This window comes from Enterobacter cloacae complex sp. 418I7 (assembly GCF_050030705.1).
In the GTDB taxonomy this organism is placed as follows: Bacteria; Pseudomonadota; Gammaproteobacteria; order Enterobacterales; family Enterobacteriaceae; genus Enterobacter; species Enterobacter intestinihominis.
The window spans coordinates 4,078,940-4,092,938 of record NZ_JBLGUU010000001.1 but is presented as its reverse complement, the minus strand read 5'-3'; the positions used below and the strand labels follow the sequence as shown (position 1 = coordinate 4,092,938).

Here is a 13,999-nt window from a genome sequence, read left to right as displayed (position 1 = left end):
AACAGGGATTTAGCCATGAAACTCTTCGCCCAGGACTCGCATCTCGACCTTTCACATCCGCATGTGATGGGGATCCTGAATGTCACGCCTGATTCCTTCTCTGACGGCGGCACGCATAACTCGCTTATCGACGCGGTTAAACACGCGAATTTAATGATCAACGCGGGTGCCACCATCATTGACGTTGGAGGGGAGTCAACGCGGCCTGGCGCGGCGGAGGTTTCGGTGGAAGAAGAGCTGGCGCGCGTGGTGCCGGTGGTGGAGGCTATCGCCCGGCGCTTTGAAGTGTGGATCTCCGTTGATACCTCCAAACCCGAAGTGATCCGTGAAGTGGCGAGAGTGGGTGCTCACATTATTAATGATATCCGCTCGCTGACCGAGCCGGGCGCAATTGAAGCCGCCGCTGAAACCGGGCTACCGGTGTGTCTGATGCATATGCAGGGCCAGCCTAAGACAATGCAGGAGGCGCCAAAATATGAAGATGTGTTTGCCGACGTCACCCGCTTCTTTATTGAGCATATCGAACGCTGTGAACGTGCGGGTATCGCAAAAGAGAAATTGCTGCTCGACCCGGGCTTCGGTTTCGGTAAAAATCTCTCACACAATTACGCGTTGCTTGCGCGCTTATCAGAGTTTCATCAGTTCGGCCTGCCACTGCTGGTGGGAATGTCGAGAAAATCGATGATTGGTCAGTTGTTGAATGTCGGGCCGAACGAACGTCTGAGCGGCAGTCTGGCCTGCGCGGTGATTGCCGCGATGCAAGGTGCACACATCATTCGCGTCCATGACGTAAAAGAAACAGTAGAAGCCATGCGTGTGGTGGAAGCCACACTGGCAGCGAAGGAAAACAAACGCTATGAGTAATCGTAAATATTTTGGTACCGATGGCATCCGTGGGCGCGTAGGCGATGCGCCAATTACCCCTGACTTTGTCCTGAAGCTGGGTTGGGCGGCGGGTAAGGTACTGGCGCGTCATGGCTCCCGTAAGATCATTATTGGTAAAGATACCCGTATTTCGGGTTATATGCTGGAGTCCGCGCTGGAAGCCGGGCTGGCGGCGGCGGGGCTTTCAGCTTCCTTTACGGGGCCAATGCCGACCCCTGCTGTTGCCTATCTGACTCGTACCTTCCGTGCGGAAGCGGGCATCGTCATTTCAGCTTCTCATAATCCGTTCTATGACAACGGTATCAAATTCTTCTCCATCGACGGCACTAAACTGCCGGATGACGTGGAAGAGGCGATTGAAGCGGAAATGGAGAAAGAGATCACCTGTGTCGACTCCGCTGAGCTGGGTAAAGCCAACCGTATTGTCGATGCCGCAGGCCGCTACATTGAATTCTGCAAAGGCACGTTCCCGAATGAACTGAGCCTGGCACACCTCAAAATTGTGGTGGACTGTGCAAACGGTGCGACCTATCACATTGCGCCGAATGTTTTCCGCGAGCTGGGTGCGAAAGTGATCACCATCGGCTGCGAGCCGGACGGTCTGAACATCAATGAAGAAGTCGGCGCGACAGACGTGCGTGCCTTGCAGGCGCGTGTACTGGCTGAAAAAGCCGATCTGGGTATTGCCCTGGATGGCGATGGCGATCGTGTGATCATGGTTGACCACGAAGGTAACAAGGTCGACGGGGATCAGATCCTCTACATCATTGCGCGTGAAGGCCTGCGTCAGGGGCAACTGCGCGGTGGCGCGGTGGGCACGCTGATGAGCAATATGGGTCTGGAGCTGGCGCTGAAACAGCTGGGCATCCCGTTTGTTCGCGCGAAAGTGGGTGACCGCTACGTGCTGGAAAAACTTCAGGAAAAAGGCTGGCGCATTGGCGCGGAAAACTCCGGCCACGTGATCCTGCTCGATAAAACCACCACCGGTGACGGCATTGTGGCGGCGCTTCAGGTTGTTGCCGCGATGGCGCGTAACCATATGAGCCTGCACGATCTGTGCAGCGGCATGAAAATGTTCCCGCAGATCCTGGTGAACGTGCGTTTCACCGCTGGTAAAGGCGACCCGCTGGAAAATGATAACGTGAAAGCGGTGATGGCAGAGGTGGAAGCGACGCTTGGCAGCCGTGGACGCGTCCTGCTGCGTAAGTCGGGTACCGAGCCGCTGATCCGCGTGATGGTGGAAGGTGAAGACGAAGCGCAGGTAACTGAATTTGCGCACCGCATTGCGGATGCAGTGAAAGCTGCATAATCTTTCAGAATAAGTGTTTAAAAAGGCGGCGTTTGCCGCCTTTGTTTTAAGCAATTAATGGCTTTTTGCTGTTTTTTTCCGCAGTTGATACAATGCCTCGAAAATGCCCTTGCGAAGGTGATTCGCTTTGGTTAGTATTCACACCCGCTTCAGTGGGAAACAAAATCCTGCTAATTGGTCGAAGCATTGGTATGCGGCAAATCCGCAAGGAACAGGTTGATTATGTACGAAGCTCTTTTAGTTATTTTCCTTATTGTAGCCATCGCTCTCGTAGCGCTGATTATGCTGCAGCAAGGTAAAGGCGCTGATATGGGAGCCTCCTTCGGAGCAGGCGCTTCCGGTACGCTGTTCGGTTCAAGTGGTTCTGCGAACTTCATGACCCGTACGACGGCGATTCTGGCTACGCTGTTCTTCATCATCAGTCTGGTGCTGGGCAATATCAATAGCAACAAGACCAGTAAAGGAAGCGAGTGGGAAAACCTGAGCGCGCCAGCAAAAACTGAGCAAACTCAGCCAGCTGCACCGGCTAAGCCAACCAGCGATATCCCGCAGTAAGTATTCAGTACCGAGGTGGTGGAATTGGTAGACACGCTACCTTGAGGTGGTAGTGCCCTAACGGGCTTGTGGGTTCGAGTCCCATCCTCGGTACCAATATTCCAGAAGAAAGACGTCGCGAGACGTCTTTTTTTTCGTCTGTACATTCTGTGTTTCCGATCTATTGTAGGGCGGGTAAGCGCAGCGCCGCCCGCCGTTTTGCCCGGTGGCGCTGCGCTTACCGGGCCTACGAAGACCACAAAAAAGGCGCCCATTGGGCGCCTTTTGCATGTCTTGCTGTCGATCACTTCTTATCGCTGTGTTCCAGGTTCTCAACCTGCGGCAGACCATTACCGGAATTCGCGGAGAGCAGGCCATTCTCAACATAGTTGAACAGCTTCTCACGGGTATCGGTGATGTCCAGGTTACGCATGGTCAGTTGACCGATACGGTCATCCGGAGAGAATACTGACTCACCTTTCTCCATGGTAAGACGCTCTGCTTTATAGGTCAGGTTGTCAGACACGGTATTGAGGATGGAGTAATCATTGCCGCGACGCAGTTCCAGCGTCACTTCGCCGGTGATTGCGCTCGCCACCCAACGTTGCAGGGCGTCACGCAGCATCAGCGCCTGTGGATCAAACCAGCGACCCTGATACAGCAGTTTGCCCAGCTGACGGCCATGAGCGTGATACTGCTCAATGGTGTCTTCGTTGTGAATACCGGTCAGCAGACGCTCGTAAGCGATGTGCAGCAGCGCCATCCCCGGAGCTTCGTAAATGCCACGGCTTTTCGCTTCGATGATACGGTTTTCGATCTGATCGCTCATACCCAGACCGTGACGACCGCCGATGCGGTTTGCTTCCAGCATCAGTTCAACATCGTCTGAGAAGGTTTTACCGTTCAGGGCAACCGGATGGCCGCGTTCGAAACGCACGGTCACTTCTTCCGCCGGGATCTTCACGTTCTCATCCCAGAATTTTACGCCCATGATCGGGTTAACAATTTTTACGCTGGAGTTCAGGAATTCCAGGTCTTTCGCTTCGTGCGTCGCACCCAGCATGTTGGAGTCGGTTGAGTAGGCTTTCTCAACGGACATCTTATAGTCAAAGCCGCAGGCAATCATAAACTCAGACATTTCATGACGGCCACCCAGTTCGTCGATGAAGTCGGTATCCAGCCACGGTTTGTAGATCTGCAACTCGGCGTTGGTCAGCAGACCGTAACGATAGAAACGTTCAATATCGTTGCCTTTATAGGTACTGCCATCACCCCAGATGTTCACGCCATCTTCTTTCATGGCGGCGACCAGCATGGTGCCGGTGACAGCACGACCCAGCGGAGTGGTATTAAAATAGGTCAGGCCGCCGGTAGTGTTATGAAAAGCACCGCACTGGATAGCGGCAATGCCTTCAGCGACCAGTTGCTTACGGCAGTCAATCAGACGTGCGTTCTCTGCGCCATACTCCATGGCACGACGAGGGATCGCGTCATAATCTTCCTCGTCCGGCTGACCCAGGTTCGCAGTATATGCATACGGAACCGCTCCCTTCTGGCGCATCCACAGCAGTGCAGCGCTGGTATCCAGGCCGCCTGAGAAAGCGATGCCAATACGTTGTCCTACCGGAAGATGCTTGAGAATCGTCGTCATAGAATAAAACCCTGCTTGATTGACTGATTAGAGACCGCTTTCGCTCTCTTGTGCATTTTTATGCAAAATAAGTGAGTATTCATTTAATCATCTTTTGTCGAAGACCGGAAGAGACTCGTGCGTTTTTTGTAAAAAAATTGGTCTGTTCTGTCTGGCAGAAGCTGGGTTGACAGGTGGGGTCAACTATCAATATACTAAACGCCGATTTTACGTCCCGTCTTCGGTACCAAATCCCAGCATTATTTGCAAATTCTGTCCAAAACGCGTAGAATTTGCCACGTTTCAGGCGCGGGGTGGAGCAGCCTGGTAGCTCGTCGGGCTCATAACCCGAAGGTCGTCGGTTCAAATCCGGCCCCCGCAACCACTTTCCTATAAAGTTCTTTTTCAAATATACTGTGAAGACTTAGAGCCTTCGTAGCTGGATTTGAAAAAATTCTTTCGGAAAGTGCTCCAGGCCACAGTTGTGGCTATAGGGTTCAGTTATCTAAAGCCCCGATTTATCGGGGTTTTTTGTTATCTGACTACAGAATAACTGGGCTTTACGCCCTTTTTTTATGTCTTGGGGGTGGGCTTGTCCACATTAGAGCAAAAATTAACAGAGATGATTACTGCACCGGTCGAAGCACTGGGCTACGAACTGGTCGGCATCGAATTCGTTCGCGGCCGCACATCGACGCTGCGCATCTATATTGATAGTGAAGATGGCATCAATGTTGATGATTGTGCTGATGTCAGCCACCAGGTGAGTGCGGTTCTTGATGTTGAAGATCCGATTACCGTTGCGTACAACCTGGAAGTTTCCTCACCTGGCCTCGATCGTCCGATGTTCACGGCCGAGCACTATGTGCGCTTTACCGGTGAAGAAGTGGCTCTCGTTCTGCGTATGGCCGTACAGAACCGCCGTAAATGGCAGGGAATTATCAAAGCCGTTGATGGTGAAATGATCACGGTGACAGTCGAAGGCAAAGATGAAGTGTTCGCGCTGAGTAATATCCAGAAGGCGAACCTGGTTCCCCACTTTTAACAGTCTGGATTGAGGTGAAAAGCCCGCGATGAACAAAGAAATTTTGGCTGTTGTTGAAGCCGTCTCCAACGAGAAATCACTGCCGCGTGAGAAGATTTTCGAAGCGCTGGAAAGTGCACTGGCTACAGCAACCAAGAAAAAATACGAACAAGAGATCGATGTTCGCGTAGAAATCGATCGTAAAAGCGGTGACTTCGATACATTCCGTCGTTGGGTAATCGTTGAAGAAGTGACCCAACCGACCAAAGAGATCACCCTGGAAGCGGCACGTTTTGAAGACGAAAGTCTGAACGTGGGTGACTACGTTGAAGATCAGATTGAATCTGTCACCTTCGACCGTATCACCACCCAGACCGCGAAGCAGGTTATCGTGCAGAAAGTTCGCGAAGCCGAGCGCGCGCTGGTTGTCGATCAGTTCCGCGATCAGGAAGGCGAAATCATCACTGGCGTGGTGAAGAAAGTGAACCGCGATAACATCTCTCTGGAGATCAAATCCGAAGGGCTGCCGGGTAACGCTGAAGCCGTTATCCTGCGTGAAGACATGCTGCCGCGTGAAAACTTCCGCCCAGGCGACCGTATTCGTGGTGTGCTGTATGCCGTACGTCCTGAAGCACGTGGTGCACAGCTGTTCGTGACGCGTTCTAAACCAGAAATGCTGGTTGAACTGTTCCGTATCGAAGTGCCGGAAATCGGCGAAGAAGTTATCGAAATCAAAGCGGCGGCCCGCGATCCGGGTTCCCGTGCGAAAATTGCGGTGAAAACCAACGACAAGCGTATCGACCCGGTCGGTGCTTGCGTCGGTATGCGTGGCGCACGTGTTCAGGCGGTTTCTACCGAACTGGGCGGCGAGCGTATTGATATCGTTCTGTGGGACGACAATCCGGCGCAGTTCGTGATCAACGCAATGGCACCGGCTGATGTGGCGTCTATCGTTGTTGACGAAGACAAACACACCATGGATATCGCTGTAGAAGCGGGCAACCTGGCGCAGGCGATTGGCCGTAACGGTCAGAACGTACGTCTGGCGTCACAGCTGAGCGGCTGGGAACTCAACGTGATGACCGTTGATGACCTTCAGGCCAAGCATCAGGCTGAAGCCCACGCGGCGATCGATACCTTCACCAAATACCTGGACATTGACGAAGACTTCGCCACTGTGCTGGTTGAAGAAGGTTTCTCTACGCTGGAAGAACTGGCCTACGTGCCAATGAAAGAGCTGCTGGAAATTGACGGTCTGGATGAACCAACCGTTGAAGCCCTGCGTGAACGCGCTAAAAACGCACTGACCACCCTGGCGCTGGCTCAGGAAGAAAGCCTTGGCGATAAGAAGCCGGCTGATGACCTGCTGAATCTGGAAGGTCTTGATCGTGCGATTGCGTTCAAGCTGGCTGCCCGTGGTGTTTGTACGCTGGAAGATCTCGCTGAGCAAGGCGTTGATGACCTGGCTGATATCGAAGGTTTAACCGACGAGAAAGCCGGCGAACTCATCATGGCCGCACGTAATATTTGCTGGTTCGGCGACGAAGCGTAATAAACTGTAGCAGGAAGGAACAGCATGACTGATGTAACTGTAAAATCGCTGGCTGCTGAGATTCAGACCTCCGTGGACCGCCTGGTACAGCAATTTGCTGATGCAGGGATCCCGAAGGCCGCTGATGACTCGGTGACCGCGCAAGAAAAACAAACCTTGTTAGCGCACCTGAACCGTGAACACGGCTCTACGCCTGACAAGTTAACGCTGCAGCGCAAAACGCGTAGCACGTTGAACATCCCTGGTACCGGTGGCAAAAGCAAATCGGTACAAATTGAAGTCCGCAAGACGCGCACCTTTGTAAAACGTGATCCGCAAGAGGCAGAACGCCTTGCTGCGGAAGAGCAGGCACAGCGTGAAGCGGAAGAACAAGCTCAGCGTGAGGCAGAAGCCACTGCTAAACGCGAAGCAGAATTAAAAGCTGAACGTGAGGCCGCAGAAAAAGCGAAACGCGACGCCGGTGAAAAAGCGAAGCGTGACGCTGCGGAAAAAGACAAAGTGAGCAATCAACAGACCGACGAAATGACCAAAACTGCCCAGGCTGAAAAAGCCCGCCGTGAAAATGAAGCTGCCGAGCTGAAGCGTAAAGCGGAAGAAGAAGCCCGCCGCAAGCTTGAAGAAGAAGCTCGCCGCGTCGCCGAAGAAGCGCGTCGCATGGCAGAAGAAAACGAGAAGAACGGTGTGAATACCGCTGAACCAACTGAAGACAACAGCGATTATCACGTAACCACTTCTCAGCATGCGCGCCAGGCAGAAGACGATAACGACCGTGAAGTTGAAGGTGGTCGTGGCCGTACTCGCAGTACAAAAGCGGCGCGTCCTGCGAAAAAAGGTAACAAGCACGCTGAATCTAAAGCTGACCGTGAAGAAGCACGTGCAGCGGTTCGCGGTGGTAAAGGCGGTAAGCGTAAAGGTTCCGCTCTGCAGCAGGGCTTCCAGAAGCCAGCTCAGGCCGTTAACCGTGACGTTGTGATCGGCGAAACCATCACCGTTGGCGAACTGGCTAACAAGATGGCGGTGAAAGGCTCTCAGGTCATCAAAGCGATGATGAAGCTGGGCGCAATGGCCACCATCAACCAGGTCATCGACCAGGAAACCGCACAGCTGGTTGCCGAGGAGATGGGCCACAAAGTTATCCTGCGTCGTGAAAACGAGCTGGAAGAAGCAGTAATGAGCGACCGTGATACGGGCGCAGCGGCTGAACCGCGTGCCCCGGTTGTGACCATCATGGGTCACGTTGACCACGGTAAAACCTCTCTGCTTGACTACATTCGTTCTACTAAGGTTGCCTCCGGCGAAGCGGGTGGTATTACCCAGCATATCGGTGCTTACCACGTAGAAACCGAAAACGGCATGATCACCTTCCTGGATACCCCAGGCCACGCAGCGTTTACCTCAATGCGTGCTCGTGGTGCTCAGGCAACGGATATCGTTGTTCTGGTTGTTGCTGCCGATGATGGCGTGATGCCACAGACCATTGAAGCTATCCAGCACGCGAAAGCGGCGCAGGTGCCTTTGGTTGTTGCAGTCAACAAAATCGATAAGCCAGAAGCCGATATGGATCGCGTTAAGAACGAACTGTCACAGTACGGCGTTATGCCGGAAGAGTGGGGCGGTGAAGCGCAGTTCATCCCTGTATCTGCAAAAGCAGGTACCGGTATCGACGACCTGCTGAACGCTATCCTGCTTCAGGCTGAAGTTCTGGAGCTGAAAGCGGTTCGTAAAGGTATGGCGAGCGGCGCGGTAATCGAATCCTTCCTGGATAAAGGTCGTGGTCCGGTTGCAACCGTTCTGGTTCGCGAAGGTACTCTGCACAAGGGCGACATCGTTCTGTGTGGTTTCGAATACGGTCGCGTTCGTGCGATGCGTAACGAACTGGGTCAGGAAGTGCTGGAAGCGGGTCCGTCCATCCCAGTGGAAATCCTCGGCCTGTCCGGTGTTCCGGCTGCCGGTGACGAAGTAACCGTGGTACGTGACGAGAAGAAAGCACGTGAAGTGGCGCTGTATCGTCAGGGTAAATTCCGTGAGGTGAAACTGGCTCGCCAGCAGAAATCTAAACTCGAGAACATGTTCGCCAACATGACTGAAGGCGAAGTTCACGAAGTGAACATCGTTCTGAAAGCGGACGTACAGGGTTCTGTGGAAGCGATCTCCGACTCCTTGCTGAAACTGTCTACCGACGAAGTGAAAGTGAAGATCATCGGTTCTGGCGTAGGTGGTATCACCGAAACTGACGCAACCCTGGCAGCCGCGTCCAACGCTATCCTGGTTGGCTTCAACGTTCGTGCTGACGCATCTGCGCGTAAAGTTATCGATGCTGAAAGCCTGGATCTGCGTTACTACTCCGTCATCTATAACCTGATTGACGAAGTGAAAGCAGCGATGAGCGGCATGCTGTCTCCTGAGCTGAAACAGCAGATCATCGGTCTGGCTGAAGTACGTGACGTGTTCAAATCACCGAAATTCGGTGCGATCGCGGGCTGTATGGTTACCGAAGGGACCATTAAGCGTCACAACCCAATCCGCGTACTGCGCGACAACGTGGTTATCTACGAAGGTGAGCTGGAATCCCTGCGCCGCTTCAAAGATGACGTTAACGAAGTTCGTAACGGCATGGAATGTGGTATCGGTGTTAAGAACTACAACGACGTTCGCGTTGGCGATATGATCGAAGTGTTCGAGATCATCGAAATTCAGCGTACCATCGCGTAATCTTCGTCAACTGAAGATTAATTAGCGTAGGCCGGGTAAGCGAAGCGCCACCCGGCAGTAATTTTAAAAAGGGGCTTAAGCCCCTTTTTTGTCTGGAGAATTTATTATGGCGAAAGAATTTGGTCGCCCACAGCGCGTCGCGCAGGAGATGCAGAAAGAGATCGCTCTCATTCTGCAACGTGAAATCAAAGATCCACGCGTGGGGATGATGACCACCGTGTCTGGCGTGGAAATGTCCCGCGACCTGGCGTACGCCAAAGTGTTTGTGACATTCCTGAATGACCAGGATGAAGACGCCGTGAAGAACGGCATTAAAGCGCTGCAGGAAGCCTCTGGTTTCATCCGCTCTCTGCTTGGCAAAGCGATGCGTCTGCGTATTGTGCCGGAGCTGACCTTCTTCTACGACAACTCGCTGGTTGAGGGTATGCGTATGTCCAACCTGGTGACCAGCGTGGTGAAACATGACGATGAGCGTCGTGTTAACCCGGCGGACGACAGCAAGGAGGACTGATGAGTCGTCCTCGTCGTCGCGGTCGTGACGTGCATGGCGTGCTGTTGCTGGATAAACCACAGGGCGCATCCAGCAACGACGTGCTGCAAAAAGTAAAGCGTATTTATAACGCCAATCGCGCGGGGCACACCGGCGCGCTGGATCCGCTGGCAACCGGGATGCTCCCGATCTGCCTGGGTGAAGCGACAAAGTTTTCCCAGTATCTGCTGGATTCCGATAAGCGCTACCGCGTGATTGCCAAACTGGGCCAGCGCACGGACACTTCCGATGCGGATGGTCAGGTCGTTGAAGAGCGTCCGGTAACCTTCAGCGCAGAGCAACTTGATGCGGCGCTGGAGAGCTTCCGGGGCGACACAATGCAGGTGCCGTCGATGTATTCGGCGTTGAAATATCAGGGCAAGAAGCTTTACGAATATGCGCGTCAGGGCATTGACGTTCCGCGTGAAGCCCGTCCGATTACCGTGTATGAGCTGCTGTTCATTCGCCACGAAGGTGATGAGCTGGAGCTGGAAGTACACTGTTCGAAAGGGACCTACATCCGCACCATCATTGACGACCTCGGTGAAAAGCTGGGCTGCGGCGCGCATGTGATTTATCTGCGTCGTCTGGCGGTCAGCAAGTATCCGGTCGAACGTATGGTAACGCTTGAGCATCTGCACGCCCTGGCTGAACAGGCGCAAGCGCAGGGAATTGCGCCGGCCGATCTGCTGGACCCGCTGCTGATGCCAATGGACAGTCCGGCAGCAGATTTCCCGGTTGTTAATCTTCCTTTAACATCGTCCGTTTACTTTAAGAACGGAAACCCGGTCCGCACAACGGGGGCGCCGCTTGAGGGCCTGGTCCGTGTGACGGAAGGGGAGGAAGGCAAGTTTATCGGGATGGGCGAAATGGACGGTGAAGGGCGCGTTGCCCCGCGTCGTCTGGTCGTCGAATACCCGGTCGAAGCGTGACGGTGATAACGCCTCACCTTGCGATAAGCAGGGGAGACGAGTAGAATATCGCCGCTTAACGCCTGGTAAATTGTTTAACAATCTGCGGGGCGTACATGGGATAGCTGAATTAGAGATCGGCATCCTTACATTCTTTATACTTTGGAGTTTGAAAATGTCTCTAAGCGTTGAAGCTAAAGCTAAAATCGTTTCTGAGTTTGGTCGTGGTACTAACGACAGCGGTTCTACCGAAGTTCAGGTTGCACTGCTGACTGCACAGATTAACCACCTGCAGGGTCACTTTGCAGAGCACAAAAAAGATCACCACAGCCGTCGTGGTCTGCTGCGTATGGTTTCTCAGCGTCGTAAACTGCTCGACTACCTGAAGCGTAAAGATGTTGCACGCTACACCGCGCTGATCGAGCGTCTGGGTCTGCGTCGCTAATTCTTGCGAGTTTCAGAAAAGGGGGCCTGATGGCCCCTTTTTTCAACCAGACGGCAGCAATTCAGGGGAAACTATTGTATTGTTGCTATAAATGATCTTCATTGCAGAGGTTCGCGCGGCTAATGAGAGGCTTCACCCATGGGGGTGTCGGTTGTCATTAGTCGCGAGGATGCGAAGAAGGTCGGGTTAAATCGTCAGCACACCTGAGGTGTGCTTTCAAACATTTAAGAAAGGACAGAATTTTGCTGAATCCGATCGTTCGTAAATTCCAGTATGGTCAGCATACCGTCACGCTGGAAACCGGCATGATGGCTCGTCAGGCTACTGCTGCCGTAATGGTAAGCATGGATGACACTGCTGTATTCGTTACCGTAGTTGGCCAGAAAAAAGCTAAACCAGGTCAGGACTTCTTCCCACTGACCGTGAACTACCAGGAGCGTACCTACGCTGCCGGTAAAATCCCGGGTGGCTTCTTCCGTCGTGAAGGCCGTCCAAGCGAAGGCGAAACCCTGATCGCGCGTCTGATTGACCGCCCGGTTCGTCCGCTGTTCCCGGAAGGTTTCGTCAATGAAGTGCAGGTTATCGCAACCGTTGTTTCCGTTAACCCACAGGTTAACCCGGACATCGTAGCGATGATCGGTGCGTCTGCTGCCCTGTCACTGTCTGGTATCCCATTCAATGGCCCAATCGGTGCCGCGCGCGTCGGTTACATCAACGACCAGTACGTGCTGAACCCAACTCAGGAAGAGCTGAAAGAGAGTAAGCTGGACCTGGTTGTTGCCGGTACTGAAGCAGCAGTTCTGATGGTTGAATCTGAAGCAGAACTGCTGAGTGAAGACCAGATGCTGGGCGCAGTGGTCTTCGGCCACGACCAGCAGCAGATTGTTATCCAGAACATCAACGACCTGGTGAAAGAAGCTGGTAAACCACGTTGGGACTGGCAGCCAGAAGCGGTAAACGACGCGCTGAACGCACGCGTAGCTGCACTGGCAGAATCTCGTCTGAGCGATGCATATCGCATTACAGACAAACAGGAGCGTTATGCTCAGGTTGACGTGATCAAAGATGAAACCATCGCAACCCTGATCGCGGAAGACGAAACGCTGGACGCTAACGAGCTGAGCGAAATCCTGCACGCTATCGAGAAAAACGTTGTTCGTAGTCGCGTACTGGCAGGCGAGCCGCGTATTGATGGCCGTGAAAAGGACATGATCCGTGGTCTGGATGTGCGTACTGGCGTGCTGCCACGTACTCACGGTTCCGCGCTGTTCACCCGTGGTGAAACCCAGGCGCTGGTTACCGCTACCCTGGGTACTGCACGTGACGCACAGAACATCGATGAACTGATGGGCGAGCGCACTGACAGCTTCCTGTTCCACTACAACTTCCCTCCGTACTCTGTGGGCGAGACCGGTATGGTTGGCTCACCGAAGCGTCGTGAAATTGGTCACGGTCGTCTGGCGAAGCGCGGCGTGCTGGCAGTAATGCCAGAAGCAGACAAATTCCCGTACACCGTACGTGTCGTGTCTGAAATCACTGAATCCAACGGTTCTTCTTCCATGGCTTCCGTGTGTGGTGCCTCTCTGGCGCTGATGGATGCAGGCGTGCCGATCAAAGCCGCCGTTGCGGGTATCGCAATGGGTCTGGTGAAAGAAGGCGACAACTTCGTTGTTCTGTCTGACATTCTGGGTGACGAAGATCACCTGGGTGATATGGACTTCAAAGTGGCGGGTTCCCGCGACGGTATCTCTGCCCTGCAGATGGATATCAAAATTGAAGGTATTACCAAAGAGATCATGCAGGTTGCTCTGAACCAGGCTAAAGGTGCGCGTCTGCACATTCTGGGCGTGATGGAACAGGCTATCAACGCACCACGCGGTGATATCTCTGAATTCGCTCCGCGTATTCACACCATCAAGATCAATCCAGACAAGATCAAAGATGTTATCGGTAAGGGCGGTTCTGTTATCCGTGCACTGACCGAAGAAACGGGCACCACCATCGAAATCGAAGATGACGGTACTGTGAAAATCGCAGCAACCGACGGTGAGAAAGCGAAATATGCTATCCGCCGTATCGAAGAGATTACAGCAGAAATCGAAGTGGGCCGTATCTACAATGGTAAAGTGACCCGTATCGTTGACTTTGGCGCATTCGTTGCCATCGGTGGCGGTAAAGAAGGTCTGGTACATATCTCTCAGATCGCTGACAAGCGCGTTGAGAAAGTGACCGATTACCTGCAAATGGGTCAGGAAGTACCGGTGAAAGTTCTGGAAGTAGACCGCCAGGGCCGTATCCGTCTGAGCATTAAAGAAGCAACCGAGCAGTCTCAGCCTGCTGCGGCGCCGGAAGCTCCGGCTGCTGAACAGCAGGGCGAGTAAGGTTGCCATTTGCCCTCCGCGCAGGCGGAGGGCTTATTATCAGGCAGGACGCCTTGTTAAGCCGCCGGGGGACAGGACGTTCATCCA

General features: G+C 53.5%; 11 protein-coding genes and 2 tRNA genes. 12 read left to right on the top strand and 1 reads right to left on the bottom strand.

Annotated elements, in window-relative coordinates; translation table 11 throughout:
• Window positions 1–15: 15 nt before the first annotated feature.
• The 4 genes from folP to ACQG0S_RS19705 all read left to right on the top strand — a co-directional run bounded on the left by folP (window position 16) and on the right by ACQG0S_RS19705 (window position 2,845).
• Complete coding sequence (gene folP / locus ACQG0S_RS19720; protein WP_022649520.1) at window positions 16–864, top strand: dihydropteroate synthase; 849 nt, start codon at window positions 16–18, stop codon at window positions 862–864.
• The gene (glmM, locus tag ACQG0S_RS19715) at window positions 857–2,194 is read left to right on the top strand and encodes a phosphoglucosamine mutase (protein WP_003861804.1); all 1,338 of its coding nucleotides are present in this window, start codon (window positions 857–859) and stop codon (window positions 2,192–2,194) included. The genes folP and glmM overlap by 8 nt, the downstream gene beginning before the upstream one ends.
• 222 nt (window positions 2,195–2,416) lie before the next feature.
• Entirely contained in the window at window positions 2,417–2,749 is a 333-nt protein-coding gene (secG, locus tag ACQG0S_RS19710; protein ID WP_003861803.1) for a preprotein translocase subunit SecG, read from the top strand.
• 9 nt (window positions 2,750–2,758) lie between these two features.
• Window positions 2,759–2,845, top strand: a tRNA-Leu gene (locus tag ACQG0S_RS19705).
• A 187-nt stretch (window positions 2,846–3,032) separates the two neighbouring features.
• Here the strand turns inward: ACQG0S_RS19705 and argG are convergent.
• On the bottom strand, window positions 3,033–4,379 hold the full coding sequence (gene argG / locus ACQG0S_RS19700) for an argininosuccinate synthase (protein WP_022649518.1): 1,347 nt from the start codon (window positions 4,377–4,379) through the stop codon (window positions 3,033–3,035).
• A gap of 287 nt (window positions 4,380–4,666) precedes the next feature.
• Here argG and ACQG0S_RS19695 point away from each other — a divergent pair.
• From ACQG0S_RS19695 to pnp, 8 genes are all read left to right on the top strand, one after another.
• A tRNA-Met gene (locus tag ACQG0S_RS19695) sits at window positions 4,667–4,743 on the top strand.
• A 207-nt stretch (window positions 4,744–4,950) separates the two neighbouring features.
• On the top strand, window positions 4,951–5,403 hold the full coding sequence (rimP, locus tag ACQG0S_RS19690; RefSeq protein ID WP_014833432.1) for a ribosome maturation factor RimP: 453 nt from the start codon (window positions 4,951–4,953) through the stop codon (window positions 5,401–5,403).
• 28 nt (window positions 5,404–5,431) lie between these two features.
• A complete protein-coding gene (gene nusA, locus ACQG0S_RS19685) occupies window positions 5,432–6,934 on the top strand; it encodes a transcription termination factor NusA (protein ID WP_003861798.1) in 1,503 nt (500 codons plus the stop codon).
• Between the two features lie 24 nt (window positions 6,935–6,958).
• Window positions 6,959–9,646: a translation initiation factor IF-2 gene (gene infB / locus ACQG0S_RS19680; protein WP_022649517.1), complete on the top strand. Its 2,688-nt coding sequence runs from the start codon at window positions 6,959–6,961 to the stop codon at window positions 9,644–9,646.
• A 106-nt stretch (window positions 9,647–9,752) separates the two neighbouring features.
• Complete coding sequence (gene rbfA / locus ACQG0S_RS19675; protein ID WP_003861793.1) at window positions 9,753–10,157, top strand: 30S ribosome-binding factor RbfA; 405 nt, start codon at window positions 9,753–9,755, stop codon at window positions 10,155–10,157.
• Entirely contained in the window at window positions 10,157–11,107 is a 951-nt protein-coding gene (truB, locus tag ACQG0S_RS19670; protein ID WP_023298718.1) for a tRNA pseudouridine(55) synthase TruB, read from the top strand. Before rbfA ends, truB begins: the two co-directional genes overlap by 1 nt.
• Before the next feature lie 154 nt (window positions 11,108–11,261).
• Complete coding sequence (rpsO, locus tag ACQG0S_RS19665; protein WP_003861789.1) at window positions 11,262–11,531, top strand: 30S ribosomal protein S15; 270 nt, start codon at window positions 11,262–11,264, stop codon at window positions 11,529–11,531.
• A gap of 242 nt (window positions 11,532–11,773) precedes the next feature.
• Window positions 11,774–13,912 (top strand): polyribonucleotide nucleotidyltransferase, encoded by a 2,139-nt coding sequence (pnp, locus tag ACQG0S_RS19660; RefSeq protein ID WP_022649515.1) that lies wholly within the window; start codon window positions 11,774–11,776, stop codon window positions 13,910–13,912.
• Window positions 13,913–13,999: the final 87 nt, after the last annotated feature.

Bases quoted from the DNA above. Each gene is read 5' to 3' on its own strand.
- argG (WP_022649518.1), bottom strand. From the start codon at position 4,379: ATGACGACGATTCTCAAGCATCTTCCGGTAGGACAACGTATTGGCATC.
- nusA (WP_003861798.1), top strand. From the start codon at position 5,432: ATGAACAAAGAAATTTTGGCTGTTGTTGAAGCCGTCTCCAACGAGAAA.
- infB (WP_022649517.1), top strand. From the start codon at position 6,959: ATGACTGATGTAACTGTAAAATCGCTGGCTGCTGAGATTCAGACCTCC.
- rbfA (WP_003861793.1), top strand. From the start codon at position 9,753: ATGGCGAAAGAATTTGGTCGCCCACAGCGCGTCGCGCAGGAGATGCAG.
- glmM (WP_003861804.1), top strand. From the start codon at position 857: ATGAGTAATCGTAAATATTTTGGTACCGATGGCATCCGTGGGCGCGTA.
- rpsO (WP_003861789.1), top strand. From the start codon at position 11,262: ATGTCTCTAAGCGTTGAAGCTAAAGCTAAAATCGTTTCTGAGTTTGGT.
- secG (WP_003861803.1), top strand. From the start codon at position 2,417: ATGTACGAAGCTCTTTTAGTTATTTTCCTTATTGTAGCCATCGCTCTC.
- folP (WP_022649520.1), top strand. From the start codon at position 16: ATGAAACTCTTCGCCCAGGACTCGCATCTCGACCTTTCACATCCGCAT.
- truB (WP_023298718.1), top strand. From the start codon at position 10,157: ATGAGTCGTCCTCGTCGTCGCGGTCGTGACGTGCATGGCGTGCTGTTG.